The sequence below is a fragment of the Thermus sp. genome (genome assembly GCF_040290245.1).
Classification (GTDB): Bacteria; Deinococcota; Deinococci; order Deinococcales; family Thermaceae; genus Thermus_A.
Window position 1 is genome coordinate 22,994 of the sequence record NZ_PSMQ01000003.1, and the last position, 16,123, is coordinate 39,116.

Annotated in this window: 16 protein-coding genes and 1 riboswitch; of the genes, 7 read left to right on the forward strand and 9 right to left on the reverse strand. The window is 64.1% G+C overall.

The annotated features are described in order from the left end of the window. Positions 1-3: 3 nt before the first annotated feature. From C4301_RS00970 to hisS, 4 genes are read right to left on the reverse strand one after another with little or no spacing between them, the layout of a single operon-like run. Positions 4-834 carry an HAD family hydrolase gene (locus C4301_RS00970; protein ID WP_352413251.1) on the reverse strand — a complete coding sequence of 277 codons (831 nt, stop codon included), beginning with the start codon at positions 832-834 and terminating at the stop codon, positions 4-6. Beyond that, positions 831-1,724: a PhzF family phenazine biosynthesis protein gene (locus C4301_RS00975; RefSeq protein WP_352413252.1), complete on the reverse strand. Its 894-nt coding sequence runs from the start codon at positions 1,722-1,724 to the stop codon at positions 831-833. Before C4301_RS00975 ends, C4301_RS00970 begins: the two co-directional genes overlap by 4 nt. Further along, positions 1,717-3,462 (reverse strand): aspartate--tRNA ligase, encoded by a 1,746-nt coding sequence (gene aspS, locus C4301_RS00980; RefSeq protein ID WP_352413253.1) that lies wholly within the window; start codon positions 3,460-3,462, stop codon positions 1,717-1,719. The genes C4301_RS00975 and aspS overlap by 8 nt, the downstream gene beginning before the upstream one ends. Next, positions 3,459-4,712 (reverse strand): histidine--tRNA ligase, encoded by a 1,254-nt coding sequence (gene hisS, locus C4301_RS00985; RefSeq protein ID WP_352413254.1) that lies wholly within the window; start codon positions 4,710-4,712, stop codon positions 3,459-3,461. Before hisS ends, aspS begins: the two co-directional genes overlap by 4 nt. An 85-nt stretch (positions 4,713-4,797) precedes the next feature. On the opposite strand from hisS, the gene C4301_RS00990 reads away from it, so the two are divergent. The 3 genes from C4301_RS00990 to C4301_RS01000 are packed head-to-tail and all read left to right on the forward strand — an operon-like array spanning position 4,798 to position 8,575. After that, positions 4,798-6,504: an ABC transporter substrate-binding protein gene (locus C4301_RS00990; RefSeq protein WP_352413255.1), complete on the forward strand. Its 1,707-nt coding sequence runs from the start codon at positions 4,798-4,800 to the stop codon at positions 6,502-6,504. 53 nt (positions 6,505-6,557) lie between these two features. Beyond that, a complete protein-coding gene (locus C4301_RS00995) occupies positions 6,558-7,586 on the forward strand; it encodes an ABC transporter permease (protein WP_352413256.1) in 1,029 nt (342 codons plus the stop codon). Beyond that, positions 7,586-8,575, forward strand: coding sequence for an ABC transporter permease (locus C4301_RS01000; protein ID WP_352413257.1), 990 nt, complete (start codon positions 7,586-7,588; stop codon positions 8,573-8,575). The genes C4301_RS00995 and C4301_RS01000 overlap by 1 nt, the downstream gene beginning before the upstream one ends. A gap of 210 nt (positions 8,576-8,785) precedes the next feature. Here the strand turns inward: C4301_RS01000 and C4301_RS01005 are convergent, their stop codons facing one another. The 5 genes from C4301_RS01005 to C4301_RS01025 all read right to left on the reverse strand — a co-directional run bounded on the left by C4301_RS01005 (position 8,786) and on the right by C4301_RS01025 (position 12,410). Next, positions 8,786-9,790 (reverse strand): ABC transporter ATP-binding protein, encoded by a 1,005-nt coding sequence (locus C4301_RS01005; RefSeq protein WP_352413258.1) that lies wholly within the window; start codon positions 9,788-9,790, stop codon positions 8,786-8,788. Continuing rightward, positions 9,766-10,431 (reverse strand): molybdate ABC transporter permease subunit, encoded by a 666-nt coding sequence (gene modB / locus C4301_RS01010; RefSeq protein ID WP_352413259.1) that lies wholly within the window; start codon positions 10,429-10,431, stop codon positions 9,766-9,768. The genes C4301_RS01005 and modB overlap by 25 nt, the downstream gene beginning before the upstream one ends. Continuing rightward, the gene (modA, locus tag C4301_RS01015) at positions 10,428-11,093 is read right to left on the reverse strand and encodes a molybdate ABC transporter substrate-binding protein (protein ID WP_352413260.1); all 666 of its coding nucleotides are present in this window, start codon (positions 11,091-11,093) and stop codon (positions 10,428-10,430) included. The genes modB and modA overlap by 4 nt, the downstream gene beginning before the upstream one ends. 71 nt (positions 11,094-11,164) lie before the next feature. Further along, positions 11,165-11,286, reverse strand: a riboswitch (molybdenum cofactor riboswitch). A gap of 141 nt (positions 11,287-11,427) precedes the next feature. Further along, on the reverse strand, positions 11,428-12,045 hold the full coding sequence (locus tag C4301_RS01020; RefSeq protein ID WP_352413261.1) for a uracil-DNA glycosylase: 618 nt from the start codon (positions 12,043-12,045) through the stop codon (positions 11,428-11,430). After that, positions 12,042-12,410: a hypothetical protein gene (locus C4301_RS01025; RefSeq protein ID WP_352413280.1), complete on the reverse strand. Its 369-nt coding sequence runs from the start codon at positions 12,408-12,410 to the stop codon at positions 12,042-12,044. Before C4301_RS01025 ends, C4301_RS01020 begins: the two co-directional genes overlap by 4 nt. Positions 12,411-12,465: 55 nt before the next feature. On the opposite strand from C4301_RS01025, the gene C4301_RS01030 reads away from it, so the two are divergent. Genes C4301_RS01030 through C4301_RS01045 form a run of 4 tightly spaced genes read left to right on the forward strand, consistent with a single transcriptional unit; the run spans position 12,466 to position 16,090 of the window. Further along, positions 12,466-13,458 carry a hypothetical protein gene (locus C4301_RS01030; protein WP_352413262.1) on the forward strand — a complete coding sequence of 331 codons (993 nt, stop codon included), beginning with the start codon at positions 12,466-12,468 and terminating at the stop codon, positions 13,456-13,458. Between the two features lies 1 nt (position 13,459). Then, entirely contained in the window at positions 13,460-14,044 is a 585-nt protein-coding gene (locus tag C4301_RS01035; RefSeq protein WP_352413263.1) for a DUF3108 domain-containing protein, read from the forward strand. A gap of 13 nt (positions 14,045-14,057) precedes the next feature. Continuing rightward, positions 14,058-15,296 carry a histidinol dehydrogenase gene (hisD, locus tag C4301_RS01040; protein WP_352413264.1) on the forward strand — a complete coding sequence of 413 codons (1,239 nt, stop codon included), beginning with the start codon at positions 14,058-14,060 and terminating at the stop codon, positions 15,294-15,296. After that, entirely contained in the window at positions 15,293-16,090 is a 798-nt protein-coding gene (locus C4301_RS01045; RefSeq protein ID WP_352413265.1) for a helical backbone metal receptor, read from the forward strand. The genes hisD and C4301_RS01045 overlap by 4 nt, the downstream gene beginning before the upstream one ends. The last annotated feature ends 33 nt before the right edge of the window (positions 16,091-16,123 follow it).

Below are 16,123 nucleotides of genomic sequence, written 5' to 3' on the forward strand. Positions count from 1 at the left end.
AGTTTAAGCGATGCCGGATCGGGGGAGGGTTCGGATCTGCGCCAGGGCCTCGGCCAGGCCGCAGGCCTCCACCGGGGCCACCACCTTGTGGGCGGCTTTTTTCACCGGCTCGGGGGCGTTGCCCATGGCGATGCCCAGGCCCACCGCCTGGAGGAGCTCGAGGTCGTTCTCCCCGTCCCCCACCATGGCCGCCTCCTTCAGGGTTAGGCCATAGGCCTCGGCCACGAACCGGGCAGCGGAGCGCTTGGAAACCCCCCACCGGGTGAAGGAGGCGAAGAGAACCCCGGGCATTTTGGGGCTGGTGGCGGTGTGGAGAGCGGCGGAGGTGGAGAAGGCCTTGACCTCCTCCCACCGCCCGGGCTCGGCCAGGATCTGGAGCCGCACCAGGGGCTCCTCGATCTCCTCTAAAGGACGGATCTCTGCCTTAAGGCCCAGGAGCCGCTGGTGCAGGCGGAGGAGGGGGTGGTCCTCGGGGATGTAAAACCCGCCGGAGGCGGTGTAGGCCTCGAGGGGGAGGCCCCTCTTTTGGGCCAGGGCCTGGATCTCCAAGGCCGCCTCTGGGGGGAGGGGTTCCACCAGGAGGGGCCTTTTGGGTGGGGCATGCGGGTCTTGGGTGAGGGCGAGGACGACCGCCCCGGACTCGAAGATGTGAAGCCCTTCGGGGGCGAGCCTTTTCGCGTATTCCAGGGCCAGCCCCCGGCCCGGTCGGCCGGTGGTCAGGACGAGGTGGACCCCCCGTGCCTTTAAGGCCTCGACCTCCTCCCAGACGCACTCTGGAACCCCGTTCTCCCCCACCAGGGTCCCGTCCACGTCTATGAAGACGATCCCGATCATTCCAGAAAACCGCTTTCTAAAAGCACCGCCTCCCCTCCTAGAAGGACCTTGTAAGGCTCCCCGGAGGGGCTGTACTCCACCCGGACCTCCACCATGCCCGGGCTGCCCATCCGGTGGCCCTGGAGAAGGGTGAGCTGGACCTCCCCCGCCCGCCTGGGCACCACCCCGCTTCTGGCCAGGAGGGCGGCCAGCGCCGCATTGGCCGAACCGGTCACCGGGTCTTCCGGGATGCCCAAAAGGGGAGCGAAGTCCCGGGCGTAGAAGGTGCGGGGTCCCACCGGGGCGTAGGCGTGGACGGTGGCGACGTCCAGCCGGCGGCAGAGGGCCTGGAGCTTTTCCATCTCGGGCTCGAGCTCGTCCACCAGCCCTGGGGTGATGAAAGGAAGAAAGAGGCTCCAAAGCCCGGTGTAGGCGATGCCTGTAGGAAGGCCGCGGTGGAGGTAGCGCTCGTTGGCCCCCAGGGCCTCGGTGAACTCGCGCACCGCCTTCCAGGGAGGGATGTCCCGGAACCTTGGGGTGGGGCCTCGGACCCAGGCCTTCCGGGGCTCCCCCCCTTCATAGACGATCTCCACCGGTAGGACCTCGGCCAAGGTCCGGAGGTAGATCCGATCCGTCCCCTCCGACAGAAGCCCCATCTGGACAAGGCCAAGCCCCAGCGCCACCGCCGCGTGGCCAGAAAACTCCACCTCCGTGCTTGGGGTGTAGAAGCGCACCTCCACCGAGTTCTCCAGCCTTTCCAAAACAAAGGCCGTCTCCTGGCCCAGGCGGCGGGCGGTCTTTTGCATCTCCTCTGAGCTCAGGCCCCGGGCATCCAGAACCAGAACCACCCGGTTCCCTCCGCCCGGGGCCTGAGTGAAGGCTTCCATCAGGGCATACGGCAGTCTAAGCATGGCGGATCACCTGGAGGCCGAGCTCCCGGAGCTGTTCCTCGGATACGGGGCTGGGAGCCCCGGTCAAGGGGTCCTTCCCCTCCTTGTTCTTGGGGAAGGCGATGACCTCGCGGATGGAGGGGCTACCGGTCATGAGGGCCAGGAGGCGGTCCAGCCCCCAGGCGATCCCCCCGTGGGGGGGGGCTCCGTAGGTGAGGGCCTCGAGAAAGAAGCCGAACTTCTCCTTCTGCTCCTCCTCGCCGATGCCCAGGATCCGGAAGATCCGGGCCTGGAGGGTGGGGTCGTGGATGCGGATGGACCCTCCGCCCACCTCCACCCCGTTCAGGACCAGGTCATAGGCCAGGGCCCGAACCCGGCCGGGGTCGGTCTCCAGGAAGGGGAGGTCCAGGGGGTTGGGGCTGGTGAAGGGGTGGTGCATATAGGTCCAGGCCTGCCGCTTTTCATCCCACTCCAGGAGGGGAAACTCCACCACCCAGAGGAAGGCCCACCCCTTTCGTTCTAGCCCTAGACGCTCCGCCAGGGCCAGACGCACCTGCCCTAGGGCCGTGGCCGCCACCTTCCAGGGCCCGGCCACCAGGAGGAGGGTTTCCCCAGGCCTGGCCCCTGTGGCCTTTAGGAGAGCCTCCCGCACCGGTTCCAGGAATTTGGCCACCCCCCCTGAAAACCCCTCTTCCCCCACCCGGGCCCAGGCGAGGCCCTTCGCCCCTTGGCGCTTGGCCGCCTCCTCCAGGCCCTCGATCTCCTTGCGAGAAAGGGGGGCTGGGGCCACCAGGGCCTTGACGCTTTCCGCCTCCCGGAAGGGGGGGAAGTCGCTTTCCTGGAGGAGGGGGCCCACCTCCTTCAGCTCGAGGCCAAACCGGAGGTCCGGCTTGTCCGAACCGTACCGGTCCATGGCCTCCTGGTAGGAAAGCCGAAGAAAGGGAAGGGAAAGCCCGACCCCCAAGGCCTCGCGGAAGACGTGGGCCAGAAGGCGCTCGTTTAGGCTTAAGACCTCCTCCACCCCCACGAAGCTCATCTCCAGGTCCAGCTGGGTGAAGTCGGACTGGCGGTCGGCCCTTAGGTCCTCGTCCCGGAAGCAGCGGGCGATCTGGAAGTACCGGTCAAACCCCGCCACCATGAGCATCTGCTTGAACAGCTGGGGGGACTGGGGAAGGGCGTAGAAGAGGCCGGGCTCCTGCCGGTAGGGGACCAGGAAGTCCCGCGCCCCTTCCGGGGTGCTTTTGGTGAGGAAGGGGGTCTCCACCTGGATGAACCCCTCTTGGTCCAGGAAGTCCCAGACCGCCTTGATGACCCGGTGGCGGAGGAGGAGGTTCTCCTGCATCCGCTTCCTCCGGAGGTCCAGGTACCGGTACTTGAGGCGGAGCTCCTCGTTGACCTCTTTTTCCTCTTCCCCCCGCCAGCCGGCGTCCAAAGGGAAGGGGGGGGGTTTGGCCTCGGCCAGGACCCTAAGCTCTAGAAGCTCCACCTCCACCTCTCCGGTCTTGAGCCTGGGGTTGGGCTTTTCCCGCCTTTGCACCTTTCCCCGGACCCAGACCACCCATTCGCTCCTGAGCCTTTCCGCCTCCTGGAAAAAGGGGCTTTCCGGCCGGACGACCACCTGGACCAGGCCCGTCCGGTCCCTGAGGTCCAAAAAGATGAGCCCCCCCAGGTCCCGCCTTCGGTTGACCCAGCCCGCCAGGTGCACCTCCTGGCCTTCGTCCTTAAGGGAGAGTTCGCCGCAGTAGTGGGTGCGCATCATCCTTCCCGAAGCATATACCCCAGAGCCTCCTCGTAAGGAAGCCGGACCTGCTCGCCCGTTCGGAGCTTTTTCAGGGTGACTTCCCGCGCCTTCAGCTCCTCCTCGCCCAGAAAGCCTGCGAAGATGGCGTTCCTTTTCAAGGCCTCCTCGAGGCCCTTCTGGGGCTTTTTTGGGATTAGGGCGTACTCGGCCCGGATCCTTGGCCTAAGCCGCTCCGCCAGGTAAAAGGCCTCCTCCACCGCCCCCTCGAGGAGGGGGATGAGGTAAAGGGTAGGGCCCCTTTCCTCGAGCGGAGAAAGCCCCTCTTCCTCCAAGGCCAAGGCCACCCGCTCCACCCCGAGGGCGAACCCCACCCCCGGGACCCGGGGGCCGCCTAAAAGCTCGGAAAGCCCGTCGTACCGCCCCCCACCCCCCAGGGCGGACTGGGCCCCAATCCGGGAATGGTGGATCTCAAAGGCGGTCTTCACGTAGTAGTCCAGCCCCCGAACCAGGCCGGGGTCCAGCTCATAGGGAACCCCTAGTCGGTCCAGATGCCGTTCCACCTTGGCCAGATGGGCCCGGGCCTCCTCCCCGAGGAAGTCCAGCATGGGCCGGATGGCCAGGGCCTGGAGGAGGGCCTGATCCTTCTCGCTTTTAGAGTCCAGGATGCGCATGGGGTTAAGCCTTAGCCTTTCCCTCGAGTCCTCGGAAAGCTCCGCCTCGTGGGGCGTGAGGACCTCGCGCAGGTAGGCGTTGTACCGCGCCCGGTCCTCCTTTGTCCCCACCGAGGAAAGCTTAAGGGAGAGGTTCCGAAGGCCTAGCTCCTTCAGGATCTCCCAGAGGAGGACGATGGCCTCCGCGTCCAGAATGGGGTTTTCCGAGCCCAAGGCCTCGTAGTCCACCTGGTGGAACTGGCGGTGCCTCCCTTTTTGGGGCCTTTCCGCCCGGAACATGGGCCCCGCCGTCCAAAGCCGCACGGGCTGGGGCCAGACCTTCATCCCATGCTCGAGGTAGGCCCGGACCATCGCCGCCGTTCCCTCCGGCCGTAAGGTGAGGGACCTCCCCCCCCGGTCTTGGAAGGTGAACATCTCCTTCCGCACGATGTCCGTGGCCGCCCCCACCCCCTTTTCGAAGACCGAGGTCTCCTCGAAGAGGGGGGTGAGGATCTCCAGCGCCCCCGCGGCCTCGAGGAGGCGCCGGGCCGTCTCCACGATGTGGCGGTGGAGCCCTAGCTCCCGGCCGAAGAGGTCCTTTGTGCCCTTAACCGGCATACTGGACCACTTTACCAAAAAGCCTCCCCTGCTGTAACCTGGGGGCGTCCGGCCTTAAAGAGGCGGCTGGATTAGGAGGTGATCTATGCGGAGGTTCGTTGGCGCGCTGGCCATGGGCCTTGGGTTCGCGCTCGCCGCGGTGCCCAGCAACACGTTGCTCTACATGGAGTCGGCGGACATCCCCACGCTTGACCCTGGGGCCACCTACGACACGGCATCCGGGGCCATAGTGGAGAACATCTATGAAACCCTGGTAACTTACAAGGGGAAGCGGGTGGATCAGTTTGAAGGCCTCCTCGCCACCAGCTGGACGATCGACGGCTCCGGCAAGGTGTACACCTTCACCTTGCGCAAAGGGGTCAAGTTCCACTCGGGCAACCCTTTCACCTGTGAGGATGCGGAGTACACCTTCCGCAGGAACCTTGTCACCAACAGCCCGGAGTCGGGCAACTGGTTCTTGGCCGAAAGCCTTCTGGGCACTTCGGCCAATGCCCAGGATGACCCCAGCATCACCTTTGATCGGATTGCCAAAGCGGTCCGGTGTGACAAGGATGGGCGTTTGGTCTTTACGCTGCCCAAGCCTGACCCTGCGTTTTTAGCAAAACTTGCCTTTATGGGCCAGTCCATCGTGGATAAGAAGTGGGCCATCGGTTTGGGCGAGTGGGATGGGACGGAAAAGACCTGGAGGCAGTGGGTGGGTAAGGACCTTACCGACTCCGAGCTCTCAAGGAAACCGAGCGGTACGGGGGCCTACAAGCTGGCCCGCCGGGATGCAAACACGGTCGTCCTGACGGCCTTTGATGGGTACTGGGGCGGCAAACCCAGGATCGAAAACGTGATTTTCCAGATCGTCAAGGAACAGGCCACCCGCATCGAGGCCTTGAAGAAGGGGGATGCCGACGCGGTGGAAACCGGTCCTAGGCCGGTGCTGGCCCAGCTTAAAGGGGTGCCTGGTCTTAAGATCATGGATGACATTCCCAACAATACCGCGACCGCCATTTTCATGAACCAGAAGATCGCCAACCCCGAGTATCTGAGCTCAGGCCAGCTGGATGGCAAGGGCATTCCCGCGAACTTCTTCTCGGACATAGATGTGCGTAAAGCGTTCAACTACTCTTTTGATTACGATCTTTACATCAAAGAAGTTCTTCAGGGGAAGGGCATCAAACGCACCATGCTTCTTCCCGAGACTTTCTTCGGATACGATCCAAAGGTGCCCACCTATACCTACGACCCCCAGAAAGCCATTTCGTACTTTAAGAAGGCCTGGGGAGGGAGGCTCTGGACCAACGGTTTTGTGCTGAAGGCCACCTACCGTGCGGGCAGCCAGGCAGCCCAGACGGCGATGGAGATCCTTAAGACCAACATCGAAAAGCTCAACCCTAAATTTAAGGTGGAGCTTTTGGCCAAGCCGTGGTCAGATCTCCTTAAGGAAAGCCGTTCGGGAGGGGTGCCGATGATTATCATCGGTTGGGCCCCGGACTACGCGGACCCGGACAACTTCCTGTACACCTTCTACCATTCGGAGGGGTATTACCACCCCCGGTCTAACTTCTCCGACCCGGTGATGGACAAGCTTCTTGACCAGGCCCGCAAGACCACGGATCCGGCCAAGCGGAAGGCCCTTTACAGCCAGGTGGGGTACCGGGCGTATGAGCTTGCCCCCTACATCAACGTCCCGGCGGGCCTGGGTTTTATCGTGTACAACGAAAAGCTTAAGGGAGTCGAGGAGAACTTCAACCCCATGTTCTCCAACTACTTCGGCACATTCTTCAGAAACTTGTCCAAGTAAATTGCCTGGCCCCCGGCCCCGCTTGAGCGGGGCCGGGGTCTTGGGAGTCAGAAATGCTGGCGTTTGTTGTTCGCCGCCTTTTGGCCCTTCCTGCGGTCCTTTTTGCCCTTAGCCTGGTCATCGTAGGGCTTTTACAGCTCCTTTCCCCTGAGCAAAGAGCGGTGGCCTTTGTGCAGAACGAGCAGCAAATGCGCAACCTGGAGCAAATCATCCGTGAGAAAGGTTTGGACCGCCCCTTTTATGTCCAGTACTGGAGCTGGCTTAAGGATGCCCTGCAAGGAAACCTAGGTTTTTCAAAGGCATCCAATAAACCTGTTTTGGATACCATTAAAGAAAGATTCCCCGCCACGGTGGAGTTGGCGCTCTTTGCTTCCCTGCCCATCATCGCTTTTGGGATATGGCTGGGCACCCTGGCGGGGCTGAATAAAGATGGCCCTATAGACCAGCTGGCGCGGATCTTTGCGGTAATTGCATACAATGTTCCGACCTTCGTCATGGGGATCCTTCTATTGGTGGTTTTCTATGGCTTCCTAGGATGGGCGCCCGGGCCGGGACAGCTTTCCCCAGAGAGCCAGATTGCGTTCTTGCTCAACCCAATCCCGCGTCGCACGGGCATGCTGTCCATTGATGCGCTTTTGGCAGGGAACTTCACCATCTTTTGGGATGTGCTTAGACATCTTATTCTTCCTGTAATCACTCTAACCACCGTCTCCAGTGCCACGCTTTTAAAGGTCACGCGCTCCTCCATGCTAGAAGCGCTTTCCCAAGACTACGTCCGGACCGCCCGGGCCAAGGGGCTTCCGGATCGGGTGGTCAACCTCAAGCACGCCCGCAAGAACGCCCTTCTTCCGGTGATTACGCTCTCCGGTTTCACGGTCATGGGACTCCTTTCAGGGGCGGTGATCACCGAGACGATCTATGCCTATCCGGGTATAGGCTCCTGGGGCGCGGCCGCTGCCGTGATGTTTGACGTGCCGGGCATCATGGGGTTCGCCCTCCTGACGGCGGTCATCACGGTTTTGGTGAATCTGGTGACGGATATCCTTTACGCCTGGATAGATCCCCGCGTGAGGTTTGATTGATGCGCAGCCGTGTTGTTCTCAAGCTGAGACGGAATCCGTTGTTCTGGCTTGGGGCGGTCCTGGTTTGCTTGTTCTTGCTCACGGCCCTGTTCGCTCCCTTGATCGCCCCGCCCAGGGTTGTGGGCAACAACTGCCTGCGAGACTTAGGGGCCAGAGCAACGGAGGAGGTCTATAACCCGGTGAGCCCGGTGTTTTGGAAGGCGATTTTTGCTGCCCCGCCAAGCTGTTACCAGATTGCCCGCATCAACTTCCGGCCAGAGCCTTCCCCACCCCTGAGCCCCATTGCCACGGAGGCTGGGGTGGTCCGTCCCTTGATGGGTACCTCGAGCGGCTATGACGTGTTTTATGGCCTGGTCTGGGGAACGCGCACGGCTTTCAAGCTCGCCTTGGTGGTGGTGGGTCTGCAGTTCCTCCTGGGGGTGGTAATCGGGGGGGTCAGCGGATACTTTGGAGGAATAGTGGACGACCTTATCCAGCGCTTCATCGAGGTCATCCTTGCCTTTCCCGGTTTTGTCCTTCTGATGGTCATCACCACCCTTTTGGGGCCAAGCCTGGAGCACATCATGCTGGCTTTTGTGTTGGTGGGTTGGGCGGGGTATGCGCGGGTGGTCCGGGGGGAGGTGCTCCGGGTCCGGGCGCTGGATTTTGTGGATGGGGCCAGGGCCCTGGGGGCCTCGGATCTCCGCATCCTCTTTAAACACGTTTTGCCCAACGCGCTTACGGCGGTTACGGTGATCGCCGTCTTGGACCTCGGATCCATCCCCCTTTCCGCGGCAGCCCTTTCTTTCCTGGGCATTGGACTGCCCGTTGGGTATGCGGATTGGGGACAATTGGTGGCTTTTGCCCGCACCTGGATCCAAGGACCGCCGGGCAACCCCTTTGGGTACTGGTACGTCAGCTTTTTTCCGGCCATCACCATCATCCTGTTCGGACTGGGTTGGAACCTCCTTGGGGATGCCCTCCGGGATGCCTTGGACCCCCGGGGATAGGCTACGGATACCCGAGGCGGCCCCCTGGTCTCAGCCCGGTGGCGGTTCTTTCATGGCAGTGCGCTTTGGCCCTTTATGGGGCCCAAGGCCCCTCTGTTCAGGTGAAGCATGGCTTTCTGCGTGCGCTCTCCAGCGGGCCCCTGGCCATCCTTAGGCAAAAGGCGGCCAAGGCAGAGGGGACCGGTTTTCCTGAAATTAGAGGAGAGGCCCTCAGGCGTCTGGGGGCATCGGGATCAGGTGGAGATACCGCCTTTTTAGAACGACGGAAAGCCTTTGGCCAGGAGCCAGCCGCAGCCGCTCTTGGACGTGCCGGGGTAGGAGGAGGCTAAGCCGAATGGGGCCCTGAAAGATCCCGCGGAAGGAGAGGCCCTCGGGGTAAAAGGCCTCAAGGACACCCTCTATCTGGTTTTCCGTGGGGGGAGGAAGATGGGGGCGGACCACCAGGACCTCTTCTGCCCGCACCGCCACCACCACCCTCATCCCTGGTCTTCCCCAGGGGGGCAGGTCCACCTTCAGCCGCACCCCCCCCAGTTCCACCTCTCCCTCCAGGAGGCGGCCGGTCAGAAGGTTGGCATACCCCAAAAGCCGGGCGGCGCCTACGCTGGCTGGCCGGCTCATGACCTCTTGGGCAGTCCCCTCCTGGAGGATCCGGCCCCCTTCCAAGATGGCGATTCTGTCCGCCATTTGGGCCAGAAGGGGGTCGTGGCTTACCGCCAAGGTGGGTAGGCGAAACGCCCGGATGAGCTCGACCAGCTCGGCCAGAATCTGGCCTCGAGTGCCGAGATCCAGAGCGGATGTGGGTTCGTCTAAAAGGAGAAGCTCGGCGTTCCGGGCCAGGGCGCGGGCCAGGGCAACCCGTTGTTTCTGGCCTCCGGAGAGCTGTCTGGGATACCTTTGTGCAAATTCAAGAAGCCCCACCTGCTCCAAAAGTTCCAAGGCTCGAGCCCTTCTGTCCCTCCCCTCCATGGGGAAGGCCACGTTCTCCCAAGCGGTGAGGTGGGGAAAGAGGCCCAGGTCCTGTGGGAGGTACCCCACGGGCCGCCTTTCCGCGGGAAGCCCGCCGAACGGGCGGCCGTGGCCCGGGAGGAGGCCTGCGATGGCCCGAAGGAGGGTGGTCTTTCCGGCCCCGCTCTCCCCCAAAAGGACCGTAAACCCCTCCACCGTAAGCCGGGCCTCGAGGAGGATGGGCTTTAGGACCCGGTAGGAGACCTCCATGCCGCTTTTCTTCCCTCCAGGAGCCTAAGCCCTAGGGCGAAGCCGAATCCAAGGAGGACAAGCAAAAGGGCGAGCCGTTGGGCTTCCGCAAACCGAAAGGCCTCGGTGAGTTCAAAAAGGTGGATGCTGGCCACCTTGGTCTTTCCGGGGATGCTTCCCCCCACCATAAGGGCCACTCCAAACTCCCCCAGGGTGTGGGCGAAGACCAGGAGCGTTCCTGAGAGAAGGCCGGGCCAGGTGAGGGGGAGGATCACGGTCCGCCAAATCTTCAAGGGCCGAGCCCCCAGGGTTCGGGCGGTTTCCAAGAGGGTAGGGTCTAGGGCGCGGAAGGCTTCCCTGTAGGTATTGAAGGCCAAGGGAAGGTTGAAAAGGACGCTCGCCACCACCAGCCCAGGGAAGGTGAAGGGGAGGTGAAGGCCGGCAAAGGGGCCCTGGCTTCCAAACAGAAGGAGAAAGTAAAACCCGATCACCGTGGGGGGAAGGGTGAGGGGAAGGAGGGGTAAGGCCTCCCAGAGCACCCGGCCCCGGACCGGGTAGCGCACCACCGCCCAAGCCCACCCCCCGGCCAGGGGCAGGAGGAGAAGGCTGGTCCAAAAGGCAAGCCTAAGCGAAAGGAGAAGGGCTTCCCAGGCCTCGCTCATGGGGTTTCGTAGCCGTAGGCCTTGAGGATGATTCGAGCTTTTTCCCCAAAAAGGTACGCGTACAGGCCCCGGCCCCGTTCGCTTAGGAGGAGGGCCGCCTGGTCCAAGGGGGTGTAGAGCCTTTGGGGCACCACCAGGGCCTCGCCTTGGTTCCTAAGGCCGGGGGCAAAAAGGGCGGAGAAGTTGATAAAGCCCGCATCGGCCGCCGCAAGGGTCAGCTGGACGGCCTGGCCTATATCCTGTCCAAAAACCAGCTTGGGTTGAACCTTTTCCCAGAGCCCGGCTTTCGTTAAGGCCTCCTTGGCCGCACGGCCATAGGGGGCGGTTTCCGGATTGGCCAGGGCCACCTTGCGCACGCTGGGCTCGAGGACCGCTTGGAGGCTTTGGGGCTTGATCCCCACCCGATGGGGGACGAAGAGGACCAGCTTGCCTCTCCCGTACACCCTAGGGGGCTCGAGCCCTTTCCCCCTTTCAAACACGCTTTTAGGGAATCCGGTATCCGCCGCGATGAACAGGTCAAAGGGAGCCCCTTGGAGGATCTGCTGCGCAAAGGCCCCTGAGCTGCCGAAGCTGACGAGGAGCCTTAAACCCTCCCTCTGCTCCTTCTGGTAGGCACGGGCCATCTCGTTAAAGGCATCCCGTAGGTTGGCCGCGACCGCCACCCGTACTTCCTGTGCCCACGCAGGGGCAAACAGCCCAACCGGCAGGAGCAGAATGAACTTTGCCCAACGGAACTTTAGCATGAACCCCTCCTTTGCGCCTGGCAGGCCTGGGGATTGCTCCCCAGACCCCGGGGCTTTACGCCCGGCCCGGCGAACCCAGGGGGCCCCTCCGGGCTCGGAGGTGCAGTGAGTATATTCAAGGGCAAAGGCGGGGTCAAGGCGGGCGGGGGAGACCCCATGCGAGAAAGAACCATTGGCCCGCTGGGTTCCGGTCTGGCCTTGGGGCGGGGGGGCGCTTTTAGCAGGGTGTTCAGGCCCGTCCCTTGCCTGGGCCTCAGAAAAGGGGGTCCTGGCTTACGGGCCGCACCGCCTTCCCCTCCTTGGGGGGCAAGGCTTCCAGAGCCCGCTTGACCTCTTGGATGTCCAGCCAGGTGAGGTGCTTGGGGCTTCCGGGGGCGCGGCTCGGGTTCCTGAGGAGGTAGGCGGGGTGGAACATGGGGAAGACCTTGATCCCATGCCAGTCGTACCAGTTGCCCCGCACCTTGGTGATGGAGACCTTCTCCCCCAGGAAGAACTCTGCCGCCACCGCCCCCAAAGGGACGATGACCTGGGGGCTGACCATCTCAATTTCCTTAACAAGCCAGCGGCTGGTGCAGGCCTTGGCCTCGTCGGGCAGGGGGGTGCGGTTGCCAGGTGGACGGCACTTGACGATGTTGGTGATGTAGACCGTTTCCCGGGGGATGCCCGCCGCCTCGAGGATCCGGTCCAAAAGTTGCCCCGCCTTGCCCACGAAGGGCCGCCCCTGCTTGTCCTCCTCCTCCCCGGGGCCCTCCCCTACGAACATCAGCCGGGCATCCGGCCTTCCCTCCCCGAAGACCACCTGGGTCCGCCCCTCGGCCAGGCGGCAGGCGGTGCAGGTCTGAGCCTGGGCCCTTAAAAGCTCGAGGTTCATTCGAGGGGCTTCCTGGCCTTGCGGGCTTCCCGGCGGAGCTTGGGGTCCAGGCCAATCATCAAAAAGAAGTTCTCCAAGGCGTTCTCCTGGCCTTTGATCTCCGGGTAGGCATCCTCTGGGGTTCCGGTGACGAAGGGCAAGGAACGGTAAAGCTCCAGGGCATACTGGACCACGGCCTCCGGCCCCTCCTTCTCCGCCACCTCCGCCAGCCTGGCGTAAACCTCCCGCCGGGCCTCCGCATGGCGACGGAAGACCTCGGGGTTGGGAGTCTCTGGCGCGCGGAGCACGTCCTGCTTGGCGATGCGGCGGTAGTGCTTGAGCCCCCTGACGATCTCCTCGGTGGTGAGCGTAACCCTAAACTCCATGCCCTCTCCTTTCCGGCCGAAGGGCCCCTCCATGGCCAAGATTATACTTGGAGAGATGGAGACGCTGGGACCGTATTGGCTTCGCCGCATTCTCTTCCAGTCCGATGCCCTTACCCTCTACGAGGCGCAGGACACCCGGACGGGCCTGCCCGTTCTCTTTTTGAGGAACGCTCATGGAACCCCTTTGGAGTCCGATGGGGTGGTGCCCCTTCTGGAGCGGGTGCCTGAGGGGTGGGTTCTGGAGTGGCCCCGGGGGGCGGTCCCCCTCGTGTCCTACCTAGGGGTGGCGGACCCCGACAGGATCCTGGCCTGGGGGGAGGAGATGCTCCGTCTTTTGGCCCTTTTGAAAGCGCAAGGCGTGGACTATGCCCCCCGGCCCGAGCTCGTCTTGGTCAAAGGGCGGAGGGTCTGGCTTCTGGGGGTGGGGGCGGAGGCGTTCAAAGGGGATGGGGCGGAGGCGCTTAAGGCCCTTCTCAGGGCGCTTGCGGGGCCTCGGGAGGAGGTGCTAAAGCAGGTGGAGGCCCTCTTCGCCCGTCCCTGGGAGGCTTCGGAGGCGCCAAAGGAGCCCCAGAGGCTCCCGGAAAAACCCCAGGTGGAGGTGGTGGAGGAGCCGTCCTTGCCTCCCCCGCCTCCGGAGCCCGACCTGCCTGCGAGCCGTCCCCGGGTCATCCGGATTGAGGAGCGGGAGGAACCGCCCTTTGAACCCCTCTCCCCCCCACCCAGGGGGCGGGGCAGGCTCTGGCTTCTGGGGGGGCTCCTTGCGCTTTTGCTTCTCGGGGCCGTTCTCCTTTGGCCTAAGGGCAAGGCGGAGGGGCCCTACCGTGTGGAGTTTCGCCTAGACCCCCCGGGCGCTACGGCGGAGCTCTTCCTCCTCGAGGCCCCTAAGGGTTCTAAGATGGCGAAGGGAAGCGCCTTAGGCCGAGCCCCAGGGTGGGTGGAGTTCGACCGGAAGGGGGTTTACCGCATCCGCATCCGGGTGGCGGGCCGGGACCCGGTGGACTACCTCCTCGAGGTCCCTTCGCCCCCAGTGACGATTAAGCTGAAGTAGGATGAGCCCAGGCGCCTACTTCTACCGGTTGAGCTATGGGGGGAGCCCCGCGGGGGAGGAGACCCTCGAGGTGGTGGAGAAGGGAGGGGGCTTGCGCATCCTCCTTACGGCGGACGTCTGGCTGCCCCTGCCCAGAACCCGGCAGCGCTGGCAGTCCGACCTGGACGAAAGGGGCTTCCCGGTGTTTTTCGCCGAGCGGGTGGAGGGCCGGGAGCAGCGGGTCTTCCGGGTGGAGTTTCTACGGGAGGAGGGGCTGGTGGTGGTGAGCCAGGGGGGGGAGAGCCTGGGCCTGCCCTATGTGGTGGACTACCACGACCCCCTTTCCCTTCTTCATGCCTTAAGCGAGCTGGACGTGGAGGTGGGCCAGGCGGTCCGCTTCCACCTGGTGGGGGGGCGGGCCTATGCGGAGCGCCTGCCCGATCAGGGGGAGTTTAGGGTTTTCCGCCTCAGGCCAGGCCTTTCTTATATCTATTTCCAGGTCAATCTGCCCGTGCGGTTTTTACAACAAGTGGGAGAGCACGTTTTTGAGGCCCGATTGGAAAGGGTGGAAAAACGCATGGAAAAGGGGCGGCGGCGCTGGGTCTAGGTATATTGAGGGCATGATTCTGAGCGCGGAGGAGGCCCGGGCTCGGTTTTTGGCCCGGGGGCTGGAGTTTGATCTCGAGGTGGAGGAGAGGGTGCGCGGGATCCTGGAGGCGGTGCGCCGGGAAGGCGATGCGGCTTTAGACCGGATCAGCCTCGAGCTGGACGGGCACAGGGTGGAGGAGATTCCCCGCAGGGCCTGGCGGGAGGCCTATGAGGGCCTCGAGGCGGAGCTTCGGGACGCCCTGGAGACCGCTAAGGAGCGGATAGAGGCCTTTTACCAGGAGGAGCTCAGGGGCGGTTTTCTCAAGGCCGACCGGGACGGAATCCTGGGCCAGGTGGTCCGGCCCCTCCTTCGGGTGGGGGTGTACGTCCCGGGGGGGACGGCCCCGCTCCTTTCCAGCCTCCTCATGAGCGCCCTGCCCGCCCGGGTGGCGGGGGTGGAGGAGGTGCTGGTGGCGAGCCCTCCGCCCATCCACCCCGGGATTCTGGCCGCCGCCTGGGTGGCGGGGGTGGACCGGGTCTTTGCCGTGGGGGGGGCGCAGGCCATCGCGGCCTTTGCTTACGGTACAGAGCGCATCCCCCGGGTGGACAAGGTGGTGGGCCCGGGGAACAAGTACGTGGTGGCGGCCAAGCGCCTGGTCTATGGCACCGTGGGCATCGACGGGCTTTTCGGCCCCACGGAGACCCTGATCGTGGCCGACGGTTCCGCAAGCCCGAAGCTTTTGGCCGCGGACCTTCTCGCCCAGGCGGAGCACGGGCCGGATGCAAAGCCCTGGCTCCTTTCCCCCGACCGGCCGCTTCTTGAGAGGGTGGAGGCGGAGCTCCTCCGGCAGCTCTCCCATCTGCCTCGAGGGGAGATCGCGAGGAAGGCCCTGGAAAATGGGGGCCTGGTCCATACCAAGGACCTTTTGGAGGCCCTCGAGCTCGCCAACCTCTACGCCCCGGAGCACCTCTGCCTGGCGGTGGCCGATCCTCTACCCTATCTGGGCCTTATCCAAAACGCCGGGGGGGTCTTCCTGGGGGAGGGAAGCCCTGAGGCCCTTGGGGACTACATCGCTGGGCCAAGCCACGTCATGCCCACCTCGGGCACGGCCCGCTTCCAGGGGGGGCTTTCCGTGCGGGACTTCCTCAAGGTCATCCCCGTGGTGGGCCTGAGGCCGGAAAGGGTGGCGGAGCTTGCCCGTAAAGGCGCCCTCCTCGCCCGGGCGGAGGCCCTCGAGGCCCACGCCCGGGCCCTGGACCTGAGGTCATGAGGATCCACCACGACCTCCTGGGGGAGGTGGTCTTAAAGGACGAGCCCCGCCGGGTGGTGAGCCTCGCCCCTCACGCCACGGACAGCCTTTTCGCCCTGGGGCTTGGGGAGCTTCTCGTGGGCCGGAGCGCCTTTTGCCACCGCCCAGCCCGGGTTCTTTCCCTTCCCGTTTTGGGCTCCTACACCCGGGCCCGGGAAGAGCTCCTGGCCGACCTTGCCCCCGACCTCGTCCTCCTGGGGACCGGGGTGCAGCGGGGCCTGGCCCTTTCCCTGAAGGAGAAGGGCTTTCCCGTCTTCCTCCTTCCCCTGCCCATAAGCCCCTTTGGGATTCTAGAGAACCTCGAGCTCCTCGCCGCCCTCCTGGGGGTGCCCGAGCGGGCCACACCCCTGGTCCAGACGCTTTCCGAAGGTTACCTGGCCCTTAAGAACCGCTTCAACCTGAGGGTCTACCTGGAGATCGACCTGGGCGGGCCCATCACCGTGGGCCGGGGAAGCTACATCGCGGCCGCTTTACGCCACCTGGGCCTTTTCCCCATCTTCGGCGAGGTGCCCCAGGCCTACTTCGCCCCCGACCTGGCGGAGGTGCCAAGGCGCGCGCCCGACCTTCTGATCTACGAGCCCAAGCCCTGGAGAAGCCGCCCCGAGGACCTGGCCAAAGGGCTGATGGAGAAGAGGGGGTGGCGGCTTCCCTTGGTGGTGACGGATGGGGACGAGCTGGCCCACTTTGGGCCCATGTTCTTTGGCTTCCTGGAGAAGCTTGCGGAGCGGGTGGCCCAAACCTTAGGGAAAGGTTAAGAGGGCGGTTCCCGGCCGGGGGTAAGCTTTAGG

Excerpts from the sequence above, each read along its gene's own strand:
- C4301_RS00970 (WP_352413251.1), bottom strand. The coding sequence starts at position 834 with ATGATCGGGATCGTCTTCATAGACGTGGACGGGACCCTGGTGGGGGAG.
- C4301_RS00975 (WP_352413252.1), bottom strand. The coding sequence starts at position 1,724 with ATGCTTAGACTGCCGTATGCCCTGATGGAAGCCTTCACTCAGGCCCCG.
- aspS (WP_352413253.1), bottom strand. The coding sequence starts at position 3,462 with ATGATGCGCACCCACTACTGCGGCGAACTCTCCCTTAAGGACGAAGGC.
- hisS (WP_352413254.1), bottom strand. The coding sequence starts at position 4,712 with ATGCCGGTTAAGGGCACAAAGGACCTCTTCGGCCGGGAGCTAGGGCTC.
- C4301_RS00990 (WP_352413255.1), top strand. The coding sequence starts at position 4,798 with ATGCGGAGGTTCGTTGGCGCGCTGGCCATGGGCCTTGGGTTCGCGCTC.
- C4301_RS00995 (WP_352413256.1), top strand. The coding sequence starts at position 6,558 with ATGCTGGCGTTTGTTGTTCGCCGCCTTTTGGCCCTTCCTGCGGTCCTT.
- C4301_RS01000 (WP_352413257.1), top strand. The coding sequence starts at position 7,586 with ATGCGCAGCCGTGTTGTTCTCAAGCTGAGACGGAATCCGTTGTTCTGG.
- C4301_RS01005 (WP_352413258.1), bottom strand. The coding sequence starts at position 9,790 with ATGGAGGTCTCCTACCGGGTCCTAAAGCCCATCCTCCTCGAGGCCCGG.
- modB (WP_352413259.1), bottom strand. The coding sequence starts at position 10,431 with ATGAGCGAGGCCTGGGAAGCCCTTCTCCTTTCGCTTAGGCTTGCCTTT.
- C4301_RS01020 (WP_352413261.1), bottom strand. The coding sequence starts at position 12,045 with ATGAACCTCGAGCTTTTAAGGGCCCAGGCTCAGACCTGCACCGCCTGC.
- C4301_RS01025 (WP_352413280.1), bottom strand. The coding sequence starts at position 12,410 with ATGGAGTTTAGGGTTACGCTCACCACCGAGGAGATCGTCAGGGGGCTC.
- C4301_RS01030 (WP_352413262.1), top strand. The coding sequence starts at position 12,466 with ATGGAGACGCTGGGACCGTATTGGCTTCGCCGCATTCTCTTCCAGTCC.
- C4301_RS01035 (WP_352413263.1), top strand. The coding sequence starts at position 13,460 with ATGAGCCCAGGCGCCTACTTCTACCGGTTGAGCTATGGGGGGAGCCCC.
- hisD (WP_352413264.1), top strand. The coding sequence starts at position 14,058 with ATGATTCTGAGCGCGGAGGAGGCCCGGGCTCGGTTTTTGGCCCGGGGG.
- C4301_RS01045 (WP_352413265.1), top strand. The coding sequence starts at position 15,293 with ATGAGGATCCACCACGACCTCCTGGGGGAGGTGGTCTTAAAGGACGAG.